At 59.1% G+C, this 17,516-nt stretch carries 16 protein-coding genes, 1 tRNA gene and 1 riboswitch; of the genes, 9 read left to right on the top strand and 8 right to left on the bottom strand.

The window, feature by feature from the left end:
• Window positions 1-12 precede the first annotated feature (12 nt).
• The 3 genes from ACWJ62_RS07770 to ACWJ62_RS07760 form a co-directional block, all read right to left on the bottom strand.
• Window positions 13-900 carry an alpha/beta fold hydrolase gene (locus ACWJ62_RS07770; protein ID WP_449285664.1) on the bottom strand — a complete coding sequence of 296 codons (888 nt, stop codon included), beginning with the start codon at window positions 898-900 and terminating at the stop codon, window positions 13-15.
• A gap of 128 nt (window positions 901-1,028) precedes the next feature.
• Window positions 1,029-2,789, bottom strand: a complete 1,761-nt coding sequence (locus ACWJ62_RS07765; protein ID WP_449285663.1) for an ExeM/NucH family extracellular endonuclease — start codon at window positions 2,787-2,789, stop codon at window positions 1,029-1,031.
• Between the two features lie 9 nt (window positions 2,790-2,798).
• On the bottom strand, window positions 2,799-3,701 hold the full coding sequence (locus ACWJ62_RS07760; RefSeq protein ID WP_449286156.1) for a helix-turn-helix transcriptional regulator: 903 nt from the start codon (window positions 3,699-3,701) through the stop codon (window positions 2,799-2,801).
• A 271-nt stretch (window positions 3,702-3,972) separates the two neighbouring features.
• Here ACWJ62_RS07760 and ACWJ62_RS07755 point away from each other — a divergent pair, with 271 nt between their 5' ends.
• The 7 genes from ACWJ62_RS07755 to ACWJ62_RS07725 all read left to right on the top strand — a co-directional run bounded on the left by ACWJ62_RS07755 (window position 3,973) and on the right by ACWJ62_RS07725 (window position 11,582).
• A complete protein-coding gene (locus ACWJ62_RS07755) occupies window positions 3,973-5,256 on the top strand; it encodes an MFS transporter (RefSeq protein ID WP_449285662.1) in 1,284 nt (427 codons plus the stop codon).
• 162 nt (window positions 5,257-5,418) lie between these two features.
• Entirely contained in the window at window positions 5,419-5,844 is a 426-nt protein-coding gene (locus ACWJ62_RS07750; RefSeq protein WP_449285661.1) for a MarR family transcriptional regulator, read from the top strand.
• Between the two features lie 3 nt (window positions 5,845-5,847).
• On the top strand, window positions 5,848-7,239 hold the full coding sequence (locus tag ACWJ62_RS07745) for a DHA2 family efflux MFS transporter permease subunit (protein ID WP_449285660.1): 1,392 nt from the start codon (window positions 5,848-5,850) through the stop codon (window positions 7,237-7,239).
• 38 nt (window positions 7,240-7,277) lie between these two features.
• A riboswitch (yybP-ykoY riboswitch) is annotated at window positions 7,278-7,397 on the top strand.
• A gap of 80 nt (window positions 7,398-7,477) precedes the next feature.
• On the top strand, window positions 7,478-8,047 hold the full coding sequence (locus ACWJ62_RS07740) for a TMEM165/GDT1 family protein (RefSeq protein WP_449285659.1): 570 nt from the start codon (window positions 7,478-7,480) through the stop codon (window positions 8,045-8,047).
• A 52-nt stretch (window positions 8,048-8,099) separates the two neighbouring features.
• The gene (locus tag ACWJ62_RS07735) at window positions 8,100-9,146 is read left to right on the top strand and encodes a L,D-transpeptidase family protein (protein ID WP_449285658.1); all 1,047 of its coding nucleotides are present in this window, start codon (window positions 8,100-8,102) and stop codon (window positions 9,144-9,146) included.
• A gap of 105 nt (window positions 9,147-9,251) precedes the next feature.
• Window positions 9,252-10,739 carry an NfeD family protein gene (locus ACWJ62_RS07730; RefSeq protein WP_449285657.1) on the top strand — a complete coding sequence of 496 codons (1,488 nt, stop codon included), beginning with the start codon at window positions 9,252-9,254 and terminating at the stop codon, window positions 10,737-10,739.
• A 39-nt stretch (window positions 10,740-10,778) separates the two neighbouring features.
• Complete coding sequence (locus ACWJ62_RS07725) at window positions 10,779-11,582, top strand: slipin family protein (protein WP_449285656.1); 804 nt, start codon at window positions 10,779-10,781, stop codon at window positions 11,580-11,582.
• A 41-nt stretch (window positions 11,583-11,623) separates the two neighbouring features.
• On the opposite strand, the gene ACWJ62_RS07720 is transcribed toward ACWJ62_RS07725, so the two are convergent.
• The 3 genes from ACWJ62_RS07720 to ACWJ62_RS07710 all read right to left on the bottom strand — a co-directional run bounded on the left by ACWJ62_RS07720 (window position 11,624) and on the right by ACWJ62_RS07710 (window position 14,507).
• Window positions 11,624-11,905: an Lpp/OprI family alanine-zipper lipoprotein gene (locus ACWJ62_RS07720; RefSeq protein WP_449285655.1), complete on the bottom strand. Its 282-nt coding sequence runs from the start codon at window positions 11,903-11,905 to the stop codon at window positions 11,624-11,626.
• A gap of 206 nt (window positions 11,906-12,111) precedes the next feature.
• Window positions 12,112-12,675: a L,D-transpeptidase family protein gene (locus ACWJ62_RS07715; RefSeq protein ID WP_449285654.1), complete on the bottom strand. Its 564-nt coding sequence runs from the start codon at window positions 12,673-12,675 to the stop codon at window positions 12,112-12,114.
• Between the two features lie 107 nt (window positions 12,676-12,782).
• On the bottom strand, window positions 12,783-14,507 hold the full coding sequence (locus ACWJ62_RS07710; protein ID WP_449285653.1) for a potassium/proton antiporter: 1,725 nt from the start codon (window positions 14,505-14,507) through the stop codon (window positions 12,783-12,785).
• A 69-nt stretch (window positions 14,508-14,576) separates the two neighbouring features.
• Between ACWJ62_RS07710 and ACWJ62_RS07705 the strand changes: the two genes are divergently transcribed.
• Window positions 14,577-14,650, top strand: a tRNA-Gly gene (locus ACWJ62_RS07705).
• Window positions 14,651-14,674: 24 nt separating this feature from the next.
• On the opposite strand, the gene ACWJ62_RS07700 is transcribed toward ACWJ62_RS07705, so the two are convergent.
• On the bottom strand, window positions 14,675-15,985 hold the full coding sequence (locus ACWJ62_RS07700; RefSeq protein WP_449285652.1) for an NAD(P)/FAD-dependent oxidoreductase: 1,311 nt from the start codon (window positions 15,983-15,985) through the stop codon (window positions 14,675-14,677).
• Between the two features lie 244 nt (window positions 15,986-16,229).
• Window positions 16,230-16,835, bottom strand: coding sequence for a TetR/AcrR family transcriptional regulator (locus ACWJ62_RS07695; protein ID WP_449285651.1), 606 nt, complete (start codon window positions 16,833-16,835; stop codon window positions 16,230-16,232).
• A 117-nt stretch (window positions 16,836-16,952) separates the two neighbouring features.
• Between ACWJ62_RS07695 and ACWJ62_RS07690 the strand changes: the two genes are divergently transcribed.
• Window positions 16,953-17,507, top strand: a complete 555-nt coding sequence (locus ACWJ62_RS07690) for a carboxymuconolactone decarboxylase family protein (protein ID WP_449285650.1) — start codon at window positions 16,953-16,955, stop codon at window positions 17,505-17,507.
• The last annotated feature ends 9 nt before the right edge of the window (window positions 17,508-17,516 follow it).

The raw sequence follows: 17,516 nt of genomic DNA, 5'->3' as shown, positions 1-17,516 counted from the left end.
CATCCGGATCGATCACTGGCCATGACGGCGGACGAAGTGTTCCAGAACTGCGGCAGATCGCCCGGGCGTTTCCAGCATCGGAAGATGCCCGACGCCCCGGAACATGTGGATTTCTGCCTGAGGCGTGGCCGAGCGGAACCAGTCAACGCAGCGGGTCGGGGTAATCACGTCACGGTCGCCCCACTGAACCTGCAGTGGCGGTGTCTCGGGGCCCAGGTAGCGGGCCGGTGCCAGCGCGTCTGCCACCATGTCACTGAAGATATGCCGGAGGGCCTCGGTGCGGCCCAGGAGGTCCGGCCCGAGAAGGCCGGCCATCGCAAGCCCGGAGACCGTGGGCTTGCCGGTGCCGACACTGTTGAACATGCGGTAGACGCCTTTCCAGTCCCGTGGAATCAGGATGCCGTCCCGGTCAGACTTCAGCGGGGCGTGGATGTCGACCTCCTTATGTTCGGGGATGCCGGCGCTGTTGAGCAACGTCACCGAGCGGGGCGCCGGACCCAGTGTGTGAGCCAGGACTGCCACAATCGCGCCACCCATGGAGCTGCCGGCCAGATGGATGTTGTCGGTTTCAAAGCTCTCGAGCCACTGAGCCAGTCGACGGGCCTGGGTTTCATAGCGGTAGCAGGCCTCCGGCCGGTAATCACTCTCCCCGAACCCCGGCAGATCCGGCGCCAGAAGATGCCAGTGTCTTGGCAGTCGTTGCAGCCACAGCCCCCAGTTTTCCTTCATGGCGGCAAAGCCATGAATCAGGACGATCGTCGGGCGGCGGACATCTGGCGATCCCCGTTCCAGGAAAACCATCTTGTGCCCATCGACCAGGGCTTCACGGCGGCGGGCCTGGAGAAGAAATCGTTGTCCCGTGCGGGCAGCGGGCCAGAAGTTGGGGGCAGGGATTCTCATGGTTGTCAGCGATCACCGGTTTTGGGTCTGAACGCCAGTCTACCGGGACCAGTATCCGGAGCCTTGGCCACAGTGCCCGTGGACGTCGGCGAATGGGCAACAGATTGCCCGTGACGGGGCGTCGAAAGTCAGAGCTTTAGGTCCACAATCACCGGATTATGGTCGCTGGATCGCCAGGGTCCCCGGCCAGATGCCGGGTGATCGCTCCGGTAGTCGAGTACCCGGGGCTCATCGGCGTTCACCAGCCAGCTCCAGGCGCCCGTAACCCTTGGTTTCAAGGTCTCGGAGGCGAGAGCGAAATCCAGCGAGCCCTTCTGACCACGGTAACGGTAGGTGTAGTGACCACAGGTCTTTTCGGTGCAGGGATGGAAATGGTGCACCATGCTGGTAAAGCCTGCCTGCTCCATCGCCGCGATGGGTTGTTCGCGGGCATAGCTGTTAAGGTCGCCGATTATCAGGGTGCCGACTGAATGATGCCCTCGGGGATCGCTCCCGGACCAGGCGGCCAGTGTTGTCGCTTCGTTGGTCCGTCGGTTCGCGTAGCAGCCCTGGCCATCGGCCTGGTCCTGATCATCGCCACGGGCGCCCCGACAGGATTTCGATTTCAGGTGAGGAACAATTACCCGAACGGTGGCATCACCCTCTGTTCGGCCGAAATCCTGAGCCAGGGGAGGCCGGCCTCCCGATTCAAATGGCCCGTTGGCAAGCCGTTCTGGCGGGCCAACCGCGCTAATCCGGTCGCTGCGATAGAGCAGGCCGGTCCGGATCTCGTCATCGCCGTCCTGGTTGGGCGTGCTGACGAACCGCCAGGTGCCGCCCAGTGCCTTTGCAAGTTCGGCTATGGAACTTGCCGGTCCATAGCCGTCGTTCTCAAGTTCGGTCAGCGCAAGAATGTCCGGATCGGGGGCCAGAAGTATGTTCACCAGCTGTTGTTGCTGGCGCCGAAACTCTGCCGGTGTCCTGGCACCCCGACTCGTTGGAAACTCGCCGCCCCGACCATCTCCGTTGAAGAAATTACCAAGGTTCAGAGCCATGACCCGCACCGAAGCCTCACGCCGCGGCTCGGGCGCGGTCTCTCTGGGATTGGTGGCGAGGAAAACCGGCTCTAGCGCGGGCTGAATCCGCCAGGCATCGAAGCGGAAATCCAGCACACCGACGAGCCCTTTAATCTGATCCCCGGCCCTTACGGTTGCTGAAGACAGGCCGCCCGGGGGCCAGGGTACGGGCCGCGGGTCTCTCAGGGACCCGTTGTCATCAAGCAGCACGCGGTTTGCCCGGTTATGGGTGAATGCCCTGTGTGCTTCCTTGCCGGGAGGCAGGTATTCCGTGGGCTGGACCTGGTCTGAGGCCGCCAGCGCCAGCTCGCCGTAGCGAGCCAGGTTGTAGTTGTCCACCACTGTCAGGGACTGACGAAAGGTAACTCTCATGTTCTCCAGATGTTCCGGATCGACGGTCCAGGGCAGGGTTATCGGAACCGGCGCTGGTAGCGCCTCACGCCCGCAAGTCCGGATGCTCCGAATCGACACCAGTTCGGTCAGTCCGTGGTATTCCTTCACCTTTCCGATTACCCGCAGTCGCATGCCGACATCGGCGATATCACGATCGGTGTAAATAAACAGTGCTTCGGACGTGGCGGGATTCCCGTCGGTCTGATGGTCGGCCTGCTGCAGGTAAAAACCACCAAAGCCGCCCTTTGCCCGGGAATCCTGGGTCAGGATGCCCTCGACGGTGACGGTATCTCCTGCAATGGGCGAGGCCGGGCCAGTGCCCTGGACCCGGGAAATGGGTGTTGCGGGATCACCACAGACAGATTCTGCCGTCGCTGCTGCGGGCAGGAACGACAGAATCAGGACGCAGAGAAAGAAATACCGCCAGGTCTCAGAGCTCACACTGGCAGTTTAGCTGAGGCCGGCAACGGCTTTGAGGGCCTGTTCGCGTTTGCTGCCAAATCCCAACTGGTCCGGATTGGCCAGTTCAAGCTGTTGCACAAGAGGATCCGGGTGCTGATTGTCGAAGGTAATACCGAGCCGTGACAGTGCGTAGGGGGCAAGCGCGGCACGGGTAGCAACCTCCAGACGACCATGTTCCATGCCATAGTCCCGGGCAATGATCGCTTGCTGGGCTTCGGTCAGGCGCTGATCCGGGGTGACCACCAGGGTAACCTGCCGGTTCCAGTGCTCGTCCTGGTCCTGACTGTGCTTGGCGCGCTGCCGGAGGGCCTCCGGCGAGGTGCGAAATCGGCTCAGGGCGAAATCCCGGAATTCCCGGTTTGAGTCGCACCAGGCTCGCAAGTGCCAGCTGTTGCCGGCACAAACCAGAGTGTGCGGCTCGAGTATGCTTTCCACCGCTTCCGGTCGGCTCAGGGAGGCATAGCTGGCGCGCAGCTGTCTGCCCTGTCGTGTTGCCGTCACCACGGCACGCATGGTTTCCGGCGCGATGACTCGGTTCGGGCCCTGAACCACTGTGCTGTCCGGCAGACCAATGTTCAGGGATTCGAACGTGTTGCTCAGGTTCTGCTGGCGGGCAAGCAGGTCCAGGTATTCATTGACCACGCCACGAGTGACCACCGGGCGAAATCTATCGGCCGGCACATAGCCTTTCAGATGACGGTCGTAAACCAGATTGCCCGGCGCCAGTTCGCGCAGATAAGTGTTGATATCCTTGGACGCCTGCTGACGACCGATACCGAAACTGTGGCAGATGTGGTTGGTAGTCAGACGACCTTCCCACAGGGCAATCGTTTCGATGAGTCGATAGCGAAGCAGCAGATCCCAGCGGATGGGCCAGTCCGTTTTTTTCATAACCAGGCGCTCACGGTCCAATGAATAGCTCGTTTTCATGTTACCTGCTCCGGCACTCATGGTCTGTTACGGCACATTAATGTAAAACCCTGTTAAACCGCTACACGGCAGCCTTTGCGGGTTTTTGTGATGCAGTTAACAGGTTTCGGGAAGTGCCTAGTGGTTTCACTTCCCGCTCCTGATCTAATACGCGGCCGGCAAAGTCCGGGACTTGTTGCTATTTTCTTTGTCATCGAAGCGAAAATACCCTGTAACGCCCGGAGCCGCTGTAATGACCCGAATGGTCACTTCTCTGTCTGCCCTGATTCTGAGCATCATTCTGCTGGTCAGCGGCAATGCATTCCTGATGACGCTGCTGGGCATCCGTCTGAGTATCGAGGCGATATCACCGGATATTATCGGCTGGATTCTGGTCTGCTATTCCATCGGTTTTGTATTGGGTACGCTCTACGTTCACCGGATTATCGGTCGGGTCGGTCACATCCGGGCGTTCGCCGTGTTTGCCGCGGCTGCCGCTGTTACGGCGCTACTTTATCCGATGGCCGTTTCCGAGATTTTCTGGGCCGTGTTGCGGGTACTTTCCGGGTTCAGTGTTGCCGGTGTGCTGGTGGTCATCGAGAGCTGGTTCTCCAGTCGGGCGACCAATGCCAACCGCGGCGCGCTCTTCGCGGTGTACCAGATTGTTTTTTACTTGTCCGCCGCCGGCGGCCAGCTCATCGTAAATATCGGCGACCCTGCCAACTTCATGCCTTTCTCGATTGCCGCGATCCTGTTGGCGCTGGCCCTGATGCCGCTTGCACTGACCAAAATGGAGGCGCCGGTTATTGACCAGGTTCAGCGTATCTCTATCTTCACTCTGGCCAGAGAATCCTTTACCGGTGTTGCCGGCGCTCTGACCTGTGGCGTCATGATTGGCGGCTTTTATGCGCTTGGGCCGGTGTACGCAACACTGGTCGGGCTGGACGTTGCCCGGACATCCACGTTCATGGCCAGTGCCATTGTTGCGGCCATGATTCTTGCCTGGCCGCTGGGCCGGCTCTGCGACCGTTTCGATCGACGCCGGGTGATGTTCTGGATCGCGTTATTAGCCGCCTCAGCCGCAGGCGGTGTGGGAGTTCTTGGGGCCGGCAATGCGTGGCTGTTGACGCTTCTGGTTGGTGTGTTCACGGGGCTTTCAGCCGCTTTGTACCCGGTAGCCGTGGCCATCACCAATGACCGCATGGAAAGCACCCGTATTGTTGCTGCCAGTGCCACGCTGTTGCTGAGTTACGGGGTTGGCAGTGTCATCGGGCCGATTGTTATGGCTGAGCTGATCAACCTCCTGGGGCCGAAAGGCCTGTTCTTCGGCAATACCGGATTCCTGCTGCTGTTGGCTGTGATTACCAGTTACCGGATCAGTCATACCGAGGACGTTGCCGTCGCAGATCAGGAGCATTTCGTGCCTGCCATGCCGGAAGCGTCGCCGGTTCTTGCCGAGATCGATCCGCGAAATACCGAGTTTCAAGAGTCTCCTGAAGTCGAGGAGACGCACGAAGAGCAGCGTCAGGCGAGCTGACGCTGCTCTCGGTTTTCCCCGATTTTGTTTTTACTTCCGTATCTGTTTTTATCTCAATGGTTAGCATACTATTGGTGACTTTCCGATAATGTGATTAATTGGCCGAAGGCGCGGCAGCGCCCGGCCCGGGCCAAGCCCTCTTTTGATATGGAGTGACGACAAATGAGAGACCAGTTTCCTTTTGCGGTAGCGCGGGTTACCCGGCGCTGGAGAAAAATGCTTGATGAGCGCTTGAAGGATCTGGGCGTCACCCAGGCGCGCTGGAGCACGATGGTATACCTGGAAAAAGGCGGTGAGGGCCTCACCCAGCGGGAGCTGGCAAGCCTCATGGCGATCGAGAATCCGACCCTGGTCCGTTTGCTGGACAGTCTCGAGCAGCAGGGTCTGATCGAGCGTCGACCCTGCCCGAACGATCGCCGGGCCCGACGGCTGCATCTGACCAACGCCGGCCGGGCGTTTATGGATGACCTGTCGGGGCGAGCCGAGCTGCTGCGCGAGGAAATGCTTGACGGCATCAGCGATAAAGAGATCGAGTGCACCGTGAAGGTGTTCCACAAAATCCTGGAAAACGCTGAAAAGCAGAAATAACCCTTGGCTGATAACTCAGTTGAGGGCCTGAAAGCCCGCTATGGGGATCGCTGGCGCTGGCTGGCAGTGGCCACGGTGATGATAGGCACCATGGCCACCGTGCTCAGCGCCACCGTGGTGAACGTGGCGTTGCACGATATCATGGTGGAGTTCGGCATTCGCCAGGGCCAGGTTCACTGGCTGGCAACAGGCTTTATCGCCGCCATGACCACCACAATGCTGGCCTCCTCTTGGCTGCTGGATCACTTCGGGGTTCGCAAGACCCTTGCCGTAGCCATGCTTCTCTTTACCCTGATTTCCCTTGCCGGTGGCTTTGCCGAGACGCCGGGGCAGCTTATCGCTGCCCGGATAGGCCAGGGTGCCATGGCCGGCCTGATGCAGCCCATGGGCATGTATCTGGTATTCCGTATTTTCCCCCGAGATCGCCGCGGCCAGGCAATGGGTATCTACGGTATGGGGGTCATTCTGGCGCCGGCCCTGGGTCCGGTGCTGGGAGGCTTTCTGGTTGATCAGTTGGACTGGCGCTACGTGATGTTCGCACCGGCTCCCGTCACGCTGCTGGGTGTTTTCATGGCCTGGCGCTTCCTGCCCCTGCCGGTGTCCCGGCCAGCCCCCTATCGTTTTGATCTCCCCGGCCTTGTCTTACTCGGGTTTACCATTGCCCTGTCGCTCGACGCTTTGAACCGGCTGCAACAGGCGGCTGGCCAGAAGAGCTGGATTCTGGCCGAAGGACTGCTGGCCGTGGGCGGGCTGCTGCTCTTCGTACTGCGTGAGCGACGAACTGCACATCCGTTGGTAAACATTGCCCTCCTGCGCAAGCCGGTCTTTGTTTTCGCCTGCCTGGGTGCCATGGCACTGGGGCTGGCGCTGTTCGGATCCACCTACCTCATTCCGTTGTTCGTCCAGACAGCTCTGGGCTTCAGCGCGACGGAGGCAGGCTTGCTGATGCTGCCTGCAGGGATTGTCCTGGGTATGACGTTTCCGTTGGCGGGTCGTATGGCGGACAGGCACAGTGCCCGCGGTCTGGTGGTGTTCGGTATTGGTGCGTTTGCCCTTTCCGCCGTGCTGTTCGCGCTGTCCGATCTCGAGCTCGCCTTCGGCTGGTTGGTGCTCTGGACAGTGCTCGGCCGCATTGGTATCGGTTTCATGCTCCCGGCCCTCTCGACTGGCGCCCTGAATCCGCTGGAGCCACGGGAGCTGGGAGCCGGATCAAGCACGCTCAACTTCATGCGCCAGCTTGGCGGCGCCTTTGGCGTCAACCTGGTGGCACTGACGATTGAATTCGGTGAGCACACTTCCGGGATGCCCACGATCAACGCGTTCCACTCAGCCTGGTGGCTGGTGGCGGCATTCGTAGCGGTTGCAGCGATCCCGGTGTGGCGAATGCGGGTCTAGGAAGGCCTGTAGTTGCGGCCCCGCGCCGGATTCATTATTATGCCGTCATCTCTTCAGGGGAGTAGCCTCCGCACCGGAATTTCCGAGCGGATGATAGTCAACACACTTGGGGCCAAATCCCCATGGCTATCATGTATCACCGCAACACCGGTGATATTGGCAAGACCTGAGGCGGTTTCACCTCCATTGGGCGGAAGGTGGGCTGCCTCATGTCTGGTTATCCGCCCTGGAGTTTTTCATGGACGCTTTTCTCGCCTCAACGGTTGCTGTTGCCATAGCGGAAATTGGTGACAAGACCCAGTTGCTCTCGCTTTTCCTGGTTGCCCGATACGTCACCCGCCTACCCATTATTCTCGGCATTTTTGTCGCAACGGTTCTCAATCATGCCTTATCTGCCTGGCTCGGTGCCTGGGTCGCTTCCTTCATTCCGGAAGCGTGGTTGCCGTGGATTCTGGCCTTCAGTTTTGTTGCGATCGCGCTCTGGTTGCTGGTGCCGGACAAGGATGACAGCGACGATTCAAAGTTCCTGGGCATGGGGGCGTTCATGGCCACCACCATCATGTTCTTTCTGGCGGAGATCGGCGACAAGACGCAGGTTGCGACCGTCGTTCTCGCTGCCCGGTTTACCGAGACTTTCTGGGTTATTCTGGGCACCACGGTGGGTATGCTGCTGGCCAATATACCGGTTATCATGGCAGGACGCTGGCTGATGGAGAGGTTGCCCCTCGCCACAGCGCGGATTGGTGCAAGTGTGCTGTTTGTGGCGCTTGCCGTCGTAACAGTATGGGCGACCTATATGAACTCCTGAGGGTACTTGCTGTCACTGTACCCGGTTGCCTGATGCTTTCGGAACGTTTTCTATGTGGTTCAGATTTTTAGCGGTTTTTTCTCTGGCGCAGTTTCTGGTGTTCCCGACCGCCGTTTATGCGGAGGCTCCGGATGCTGCCAGCGATCCGGAATCCCCCGAGGAGCCGGACAGAAGCCCTCGTGTGCCCACGTTCCCGGTCCAGGGGGATCTGGCCGGAGAGCTCGGTGTTTTTGAAACCCGTTATGAGGACACCTTTGCCGGCATAGGTAACCGGCTGGCCATGGGATACCTGGAGCTGGTGAAGGCCAACCCTGGTGTGGACCCCTGGCTACCCGGCGACGGTACCACCATCACCCTGCCTCGCCAGTACGTGCTGCCGGACGCCCGGCGCGAAGGCATCGTTATCAATCTTGCCGAGTACCGCCTGTATTATTTCACCGATGAGGGTGTGCAGGTTTACCCCGTGGGCGTAGGCACGGCAGAGAATCCATCGCCGCTGACCAACGCTGAAGTCACCATGCCATTGGAGTCCCCGGCCTGGTACCCGCCTGCGAGCATTCGGGCAGAGTATGAGGCGTCCGGAGACTATCTGCCCAGGATGATTCCGCCCGGCCCCGGCAACCCGCTTGGCACCCACGCCCTGCTCCTGAGTGAAAAGGGCTATCTGATTCACGGTACCAACAAGAAATTTGGTGTGGGCATGCCCGTCAGTCACGGGTGTTTCCGGATGTATAACGAGGATATCTCCCGGTTCGTTTACCAGGTCGAGAAGGGCACGCCGGTTCAGGTTGTGCACGACGCCGTCAAGATCGGTTTTTCGGATGGGGAGGTCTGGTTGGAAGTCCATCGTCCCCATGAAGACTACCCCCGCGAAGATCGAGAGCGCCTGTGGGAGCAAGTGTTCGCTGAAGTTGAAGCTTTCCGAACCCGCCATCCGGATGTCGAGGTCAAACGCGGTGCCATCGAACTGGCCGTGGACCAGGCGGACGGCCTGCCGACCATGGTTGGTGAGCGGGTAACCCGGATGGCCGCAGACGAGACCGTGGAAGATAAGTCGCCTGAATCGGCCAAGGAGCCGGAGCAGCGGCTATACTTCTGATGCGGTGCGCTGAACACGGTTGTCGTCCTGTGTAGGACAGAACCGCGGCCCTGCTGCCATCGTATCTGTATCAAGTTGAATTTCTTCCGGATCCGGGGAGGCTTTATGCAGGCACACCGTCCCATGCGATCACAGAATCCCGCCCGCCTCCGGGCTTGGGCTCTGGTATTCCTGACAGGTGTGCTGCTCGCGCTGGCGTCCCTGGCCCATCAGGTTTTTGCCCAGCAGAAATCCTCCGATACTGCTCTGGTACTCACGGTTGAGGGGGCTATCGGCCCCGCGACCATGGACTACGTTACCCGGGGCATCCGCCGCGCGGAATCCGAGGGTGTTGGTCTGGTGATTATCGAAATGGATACGCCTGGCGGCCTGATGGATTCCATGCGGGATATCATCAAGGTGATTCTGGCCTCCGACGTTCCTGTCGCGACCTATGTTTCCCCGCAGGGCGCCCGGGCTGCCAGCGCAGGCACCTACATTCTCTATGGCAGTCACATTGCCGCCATGGCGCCTGCGACCAACCTTGGTTCGGCCACGCCGGTCCAGATGGGTGGGCTGCCGGGTAGCCCTGAACCGGAGAGCGATCCGGCCTCCGAAGCTCCGACATCCGAGGAAGGTTCGGATTCCGCCTCCGACTCGTCATCCGACAGTGACGGGCAAGCCAGCGACGACGAAGGCAAACGGCGCGGAGGCACCGCCATGGAGCGAAAGGTTCTGGAGGACGCGGTCAGTTACATCCGCGGCCTGGCCGAACGCCATGGCCGCAATGCCGACTGGGCTGAAGAGGCCGTCCGTGAGGCTGTAAACCTCGGTGCCGAAGAGGCACTGGAGAGGAACGTCATTGACGTGGTTTCCCCCAACCTCCGGGATCTGTTGCAGCAAGTGGATGGCCGCACTGTTCGCATGGCGTCAGGCGACAGGACCCTGAACACCGCCAATATGGAAATCGTCAGATCCCAGCCGGACTGGCGCACCAGCCTGTTGTCGGTGATTACCAATCCGAACGTGGCCTACTTTCTGATGATCATCGGGTTCTACGGCATCATCTTCGAGCTGGCCAACCCCGGAGCCGTCGTGCCCGGCGTGATTGGCGCGATTTCGCTGATCCTTGCCCTTTTCGCCTTCCAGGTTCTATCGGTGAACTATGCCGGTCTGGCCCTGATTCTGCTTGGGTTGGCGTTTATTGTAGGAGAGGCTTTTGTTCCCAGTTTCGGCATACTGGGGGTCGGCGGGATTGTCGCTTTCGTAACCGGTTCTATCATACTGATGGATGGCAGCCATCGACATATCTCACTTCCGACTATCGGCGGAACCGCCGTCGTGGCGGCCGGATTTATCTTGTGGACGGTGACCCGGTTTATAGGCCTGCGCCGGCGGCATCCTGTAAGTGGTGCCGAGCAGCTCACCCATGAAGAAGGCGTCGCACTGGATGATTTCTCGGGAGAGCATGGTCATTTCCGCGGCCATGTTCGACTTAGCGGTGAGCGTTGGAATGCCATCAGCGAAGAACCAGTCAAAGAAGGTGACCGGGTTCAGGTGACAGCAATCGAGGGCTTAACGGTAACTGTCAGGGTCATTCCGGACAATGGCTGACTCGGCAAAAAGAGACCAACGGCAACACAAGGAGGCCGTATGATTGGCGAACTGATTCCCTACGTCGCACCCATAGTGGTGTTACTGCTCATTGTTGCTTCGGCCATAAAAATCCTTCCGGAATATGAGCGTGGCGTTGTGTTCTTTCTCGGGCGTTTCCAGGGCGTCAAAGGTCCTGGCCTGATTCTCGTCATCCCCGGAATCCAGCAGATCGTGCGGGTGGATTTGAGGGTGATTACCCTTGATGTGCCCAGCCAGGACGTGATTTCCCGGGACAACGTGACGGTTCGGGTCAATGCCGTACTCTATTTTCGTGTCGTGGACCCCGAGCGGGCGATCATCCGGGTGGAAGATTTCAATTCCGCCACCAGCCAGCTCGCCCAGACCACCCTGCGTTCGGTACTGGGTAAGCACGATCTCGACGAAATGCTGTCAGAACGGGACAAGCTCAATTCCGATATCCAGGAGATCATCGATGCCCAGACGGAGGAATGGGGCATCAAGGTGGCCAATGTGGAAATCAAGCATGTGGATCTCAACGAATCAATGATTCGTGCCATTGCCCGCCAGGCAGAAGCTGAACGCGAGCGTCGCGCCAAGGTCATCCATGCCGAGGGTGAATTGCAGGCGTCCAAAAAGCTGGTGGAAGCTGCGGATGTCATGTCTACCAATTCCGGTTCCATGCAGTTGCGTTACCTTCAGACCCTGGCGGATATGAGCAACACCAACTCGTCCACGATCGTGTTCCCTCTGCCGATGGAACTGATGACCACGTTCCTGAAGGAGAACAAGCCCTTTACGCCGGACAAACCCGAACCGGAAAAGCCCGAATCCGGGGCATAAAAAAAGGCCGGCATCGCCGGCCTTTCTCCTGAGTATCAGCCTTATTTCTGGCTGGCACTCTCAAGCATACGCTTGGCACGCTCGTTGGCCTCGTCAGCCGCTTTCTGAGCTGCACGAGCAGCGGCCAGAGCTTCTTCCGCAGTCTGCTGTGCAGTGCGGGCAGAGCTGGCAGCGCTGTTGGCGGTGTTCATGGCATTTTCTGCAGTGCGCTCAGCGGAGCTGGCGGTTGCATTTGCTTCATCGAGGGCGCCTTGGTCAGTCGTGGCACAGCCTGCAGTCAGAGCAGTGGCCAGTGCAATCCCGGCGATCGTCAGTTTACGCATTGTAAATCCCCTTATTGGTCGAGTTATTTCCTGTGATCCGAAAGTCAGTATAGACGACTTCCTGTCAACCTGCGCAGCAACGTTTGTCAGGCAATGACTACCGGAGTCGTTAAACAGTGTAAAACACTGTAAGCAGGAATGTTAACTGCAGATACGTAAATTTGCTAAGCATATGACAACAACTTAATACGACTGTCAGGTTTGGCTCAGGGGTGAATGCTGATGGGGGTTCCGTTGGCCACCAGTTGCCAGATTTCGTCCATCTCTTCGTTGGTCACGGCGATGCAGCCATCGGTCCAATCCAGACCGGTATAGGCAAAGGCCATGTCGCCCACGTTATTGGGCAGGCCATGAATCATGATACTGCCACCGGGATCCAGGCCCCAGGCGGATGCCAGCTCCCGATCCCGCTCACTGGGGTAAGAGATGTGGATGGATTTGTAAAAATCGCTCTCCGCATTGCGCCAGTCCAGGGTGTAATCGCCTTCTGGTGTGCGTTCGTCACCCTCGTACAGCTTGTGGCCTTCCGGATTATCGCCGAGAGAAATGCGGTAGCTGCGAACTACGTCCTCGCCATCCATCAGGTAAAGGCGGCGCTCTCCCTTGCGAACCTCCACTCTGCTAACGTTCTGAATGTCCGCAGGCTCATACATGGTGGCATCGGGCATCCGGGTGTCGGCCTTGGCCAGCAGCTCGGCTGCAAAGGCAGTCGGAGTAGCGGCCATGCAGAGCAGGGCGAGGCTGGATAGTAGGGCGCGGAAAATGCTCATGTCCTTAACTTACCAATGATTAATCTTTGTACAGGCGTTTTATACCATAGCCCGCAAGGGATCTGTTAAGGGGTTTTGTTAACTTTTTTGGCTATCTGGTTCGCTGATCAACCATTTTGTGAACTGTCCATCTTCAGTCCCACCTTCGTCACCTTGTCGGCACTGGTGGCCCGGGCAACCAGTGTTACCGGGCCAAGGGTAACCACGTCACCGACAACCGGGTGTCCCTTGGTACGCCTGGCAAAGCATTCAGCCAGGGACAGCTCCGGGGGCAGATCGTCGAATTCAATGCCATAGACCTGCTCGACGTCACCCAGAAGGGCATCGCCGTTGAGCACAAAATCCCCGAAAAATGCCCGTTCAGCCAGGTATTTGGGCGCGTGCCGGCCACTCAGAGCCTTGCCGAGCTCCGGCAACACACTGGGGGTTGCGAACATCGCCACCATGTCGCCACTGGAAACTTCCAGATCGGCTTTCGGCTGCAGGCAAACCCGGTTGCGGAAGACGCCGGCTACGGCGGTGTTCTCAGGAAATCGCAGCTGGCTCAGCCGCCGCGGCGTTTCCCAGATTTCGCCCCGCAGGGGGAACAGCATTAATTCGTGGTCGCCCGCGGCCGGCGCATCCAGGGGCAGCCTTCGATAGGGATCCTCTCCGGCGGGAACTTCCAGACGGAGTTTCCGGGCCAGGGGTGTCATGGTGGTGCCCTGAACCAGGAGAGAGACCAGGACGATAAAGAAAGCCGCGTGGAAGACCAGTTGGGCTTCTGGCAAGTCCGCGATGATCGGGAACAGGGCCAGTACGATCGGCACCGCGCCCCTGAGGCCGACCCAGCTAATGAAACCAAGCTCGCGCCGATTGAAGGCAAACGGCCAGAGGGTGAGCATCACCGTCAGCGGGCGGATAATGAAAATCAGCGAGAGGGCCAGGATCAGTCCGCCGCCGGCCAGTGGAATCAGATCGGAGGGCGTTACCAGCAGTCCGAGCATCAGGAACAGGCACAACTGGGCCAGCCATGCCAGACCGTCGTGCACTTGCAGGATCATCGGCATCATCCGGACATGGCGGTTACCGATCACCACGCCGGTCAGGTAAATGGCCAGAAATCCGCTGCCGCCGAGGGCGTTGGTGGCAGAAAACACCGAGATGCCGGCAGCGGCGACCAGCAGGGGATACAGCGACGGGGTCAGGCGGATCCGGTTGGCAAGCTCAACCACGGCGAAGCCGCCAATGATTCCGGCAACGGCGCCGACGCCGAACTGCTGCACCAGCATGGATAACACCGCCCAGCCGGCGTGGTCGCCATCGTTGCCGATGAGCGTAACCAGCATCAGGGTCAGGAAAATCGCCATGGGGTCGTTACTGCCGGATTCGATCTCCAGCGTTGCACTGACCCGTTCGTTCAGGTGCAGGCCCCGCCCCTGAAGCAGGGAAAACACGGCGGCGGCATCGGTGGATGAAATGATGGCGCCAATCAGCAGGGCTGTCAGCCAGTGCAGATCGAATACCCACCAGGCTACAACCGCAGCACCGGCGGCGGTCATTGCGACCCCGAGCGTGGCCAACACCAGGGCCGGTTTCAGGCCCACGCGAAAGGTTTCGGCACGGGTGCGCATGCCGCCGTCCAGTAGGATCACGCCCAGTGCCAGATTGGCAATCAGAAACGCCAGCTCAAAATCGTCGAACTGGATGCCACCCGGGCCGTCTTCGCCCATCATCATGCCGACCACCAGAAAGATCAGCAGCACAGGCATGCCCACCCGGCTGGAAAGCGGGCTGAGCACGATACTGATGACCAGCATCAGGGCGCCAATCAGAGTCAGGGTGGGGTCCATTGTTGCTCCAGACAGAATGCTTGCCCATTGCCGGGCTAACCGCTTATATTGCTCTCGCGGTCATTTTTTGCGGGTGTAGTTCAATGGTAGAACGGCAGCTTCCCAAGCTGCATACGAGGGTTCGATTCCCTTCACCCGCTCCACTTCGTTGCCGCTCGACTGTGTCTCTAGTGTAGTTTGAGTCGGGGTTGCATGGCACGACTGATTTTATCCATCAGCCAGATGATCCCGGTGCGGAACATGCCGTGCAGGGCTACCTGATGCATCCGGTAGAGGGACAGGTAGAACATGCGGGCCACCTTGCCCTCGATGTACATGCTGCGGCCGGAAAGGTTGCCCATCAGATTGCCGACGGTGGTGTAACGGCTAAAATTGATCAGCGAACCGTGGTCGTTGTAGACGAAGGGCACCGCCTCGCCATTGGCCAGGCGGTTGCAGAGGGTCTTGAACAGGGTGTCGGCCTGCTGGTGTGCAGCCTGGGCCCGGGGTGGAACCGGCCGGTCGGAATCCGGTTGCGGACAGGCAGCGCAGTCGCCGAAGGCAAAGATATTGGCATCCTGGGTGGTTTGCAGGGTCTGTTCCACCACCAGTTGATTGCTCCGGTTCACCTCCAGACCTTTCAGCTCAGCCAGGAACGCCGGGGCCTTGATGCCCGCTGCCCAAATGGTCATTTCCGAGGGTAACTCGGTGCCGTCTTTCATCACCACCGTATTCGACCGTACCTCACTGACTGGCTGGCCGGTCAGTACTTTCACCCGCTGGTGTTCCAGCTCCCTTGTGGCCGCTGCAGACAGCCGGCCCGGCAGGGCCGGAAGAATACGGTCAGCGGCCTCGATCACGGAAATGGAAACGTCCGAGGGCTGAAGGTGGTTCATGCCGTATACCGGCAGCTCGCGGGACGCCAGTCGCAATTCTGCTGCCAGTTCTACGCCGGTGGCACCCGCGCCGATGATGCTGATGTTCAGGGTGTGTGCAGCCCCTTGAAAGGCCTCGTGATTCTTGCGCAGAAAGGCGTTGAGCATCAGGTTGTGGAAGCGCCGGGCCTGGTTGAGGCTGTCCAGGAACAGGCAGTTGTCCTGGGCGCCGGGTGTGCCAAAGTCGTTGGCGGTGCTGCCCACAGCAATCACCAGTGTGTCGTACGGGATATGGCGTTCGGGAACGACCTCTGAGCCGTCGACATCGTGGAACGGCGCTATGACCACTCTCTTGCTATTGCGGTCCAGTCCGCTCATGCGGCCGAGCTGGAATTCGTAATGGTGTTTGCGGGCATGGGCGCGGTAGTTGATCTCGTTCGCGCTGGCATCCAGGGAACCGGAGGCAACTTCGTGCAGCAGGGGTTTCCAGACGTGGGTCAGGCCAGAATCCACCAGCGTGATTCTGGCTTTTCGTTTTTTACCCAGTTTGTTGCCGAGGCTGGTAACAAGTTCGAGACCGCCGGCGCCACCGCCGACCACAACAATGTGATGAAGGTTTTCCATGACAATCAGACCTGTAAGTGAAGATAGCCAAGCATTCTTCAGGTAAGAATGCTTGGCTGTCCTCACTGGTAGCCAGACGTGCAGCCGGAATTCGATCGGGAAACAGGTCAGGGTTCGGACCGGGCCCTAATGTTAACGTGGCCGTGCCAGTGGGTACAATTCTACGGAAGTGCTGCTTCCCTCGGACCCGGCGTTCGCGAACCCGTGGGGTGGTGCGTTCGCCGGAGCCGCGGAAGGGGCCGGTTCAATGCTGGGTGCGGTATCTGTCCAGGATGGTGGCCATATCGTCACCAAGGTCTTTCATGGCTTGGGGATCCAGATTGCGTTCACCCATGGATCTCAGGCCCATGATCTGCGACTGCAGGAGGCGGGCAAGTCGACGGCTGTCTACCGATTGCACCAGCTCGCCTTCCACCCGAGCCTGCTCTACCAAATCTGCCATGGATTGCTCAATGGCAGCGAGAATGCTGTTGGCCTGGTCCGCCAGGCCCGAATGGGTATTGCTGGATTCCAACAGCGTTTTCACGATCATGCAGGCCCGCGAGGGTGCTGCGCTCCTGTCGCCGCAACTGCAGGCGATGCCGCGCAGATAGTCCTGAAGACCGTCAACGATCGAATCAAATCCCTTGAGATGCACGGCCAACTCTCTACCGCCCTGTTCCGCATAGGCGGCCAGTGCCTCTGAAAACAGACCGTCCTTGCTGCCAAACGTGGCGTAGATGCTGCCCGGCCGCATGTCGAGGGCCTGCTCGATCTGCTTCATGGAGCTGCCGTGATAGCCCTTCTCCCAGAATAGGCCAACGGCCTTTTCCAGAGCAGTTTTTCGGTCATAGCGTGGGTGTCTGGCCATAACAACAATTCACCATTGTCGTGCTTTGAATGACTGCTCAACTATATCTTGAATGATCACTCAATAACAGTTAGCCTGTAGTCGAAATTGAGCAATCATTCAATTAAGGAGTCGGATATGACAAATTTTCCCCTTCACGACAAAGACAGCGCACCGGAAAAATCCAAGCCCCTGCTGGACAATTCCCTCCAGGCGTTCGGCATGATCCCTGGCCTGCATGCGGTAATGGCGGAAGCGCCGGGCATTCTTGAGGGTTACCAGCAACTGCATCAACTGGTACTGGACAGCAGCTTTGATAACGATGAGAAGACCGTGGTCTGGCAAACCATCAACGTTGAAAACGCCTGTCATTACTGCGTCCCTGCCCATACCGGCATTGCCAAGATGATGGAGGTGTCTGACGACATTACCAATGCACTGCGGGACGAAACGCCGCTGCCGAGCGACAAGCTTGAGGCGCTCCGAACCTTCACCCTCGCAGTCATGCGCAAACACGGCAATGTCAGCAAAGAAGATGTGGACGCCTTCTATGAAGCCGGCTACCAGCACCGCCAGGTACTGGAAGTGATTCTGGTATTGTCCCAGAAAGTCATGAGTAACTACGTTAATCACATTGCGGAAACGCCGGTTGATGAGCCGTTCAAGAAGTTTGAATGGCAGAAGAAGCAGTAATCCGGGGTT

This window comes from Marinobacter sp. PE14 (assembly GCF_053566155.1).
Note: the sequence above shows the minus strand (reverse complement) of the source record. Positions and strands in the feature narration are given on the sequence as shown.

Excerpts from the sequence above, each read along its gene's own strand:
- ACWJ62_RS07770 (WP_449285664.1), bottom strand. The coding sequence starts at position 900 with ATGAGAATCCCTGCCCCCAACTTCTGGCCCGCTGCCCGCACGGGACAA.
- ACWJ62_RS07760 (WP_449286156.1), bottom strand. The coding sequence starts at position 3,701 with ATGAAAAAAACGGACTGGCCCATCCGCTGGGATCTGCTGCTTCGCTAT.
- ACWJ62_RS07755 (WP_449285662.1), top strand. The coding sequence starts at position 3,973 with ATGACCCGAATGGTCACTTCTCTGTCTGCCCTGATTCTGAGCATCATT.
- ACWJ62_RS07750 (WP_449285661.1), top strand. The coding sequence starts at position 5,419 with ATGAGAGACCAGTTTCCTTTTGCGGTAGCGCGGGTTACCCGGCGCTGG.
- ACWJ62_RS07740 (WP_449285659.1), top strand. The coding sequence starts at position 7,478 with ATGGACGCTTTTCTCGCCTCAACGGTTGCTGTTGCCATAGCGGAAATT.
- ACWJ62_RS07735 (WP_449285658.1), top strand. The coding sequence starts at position 8,100 with ATGTGGTTCAGATTTTTAGCGGTTTTTTCTCTGGCGCAGTTTCTGGTG.
- ACWJ62_RS07730 (WP_449285657.1), top strand. The coding sequence starts at position 9,252 with ATGCAGGCACACCGTCCCATGCGATCACAGAATCCCGCCCGCCTCCGG.
- ACWJ62_RS07725 (WP_449285656.1), top strand. The coding sequence starts at position 10,779 with ATGATTGGCGAACTGATTCCCTACGTCGCACCCATAGTGGTGTTACTG.
- ACWJ62_RS07720 (WP_449285655.1), bottom strand. The coding sequence starts at position 11,905 with ATGCGTAAACTGACGATCGCCGGGATTGCACTGGCCACTGCTCTGACT.
- ACWJ62_RS07715 (WP_449285654.1), bottom strand. The coding sequence starts at position 12,675 with ATGAGCATTTTCCGCGCCCTACTATCCAGCCTCGCCCTGCTCTGCATG.
- ACWJ62_RS07710 (WP_449285653.1), bottom strand. The coding sequence starts at position 14,507 with ATGGACCCCACCCTGACTCTGATTGGCGCCCTGATGCTGGTCATCAGT.
- ACWJ62_RS07700 (WP_449285652.1), bottom strand. The coding sequence starts at position 15,985 with ATGGAAAACCTTCATCACATTGTTGTGGTCGGCGGTGGCGCCGGCGGT.
- ACWJ62_RS07695 (WP_449285651.1), bottom strand. The coding sequence starts at position 16,835 with ATGGCCAGACACCCACGCTATGACCGAAAAACTGCTCTGGAAAAGGCC.
- ACWJ62_RS07690 (WP_449285650.1), top strand. The coding sequence starts at position 16,953 with ATGACAAATTTTCCCCTTCACGACAAAGACAGCGCACCGGAAAAATCC.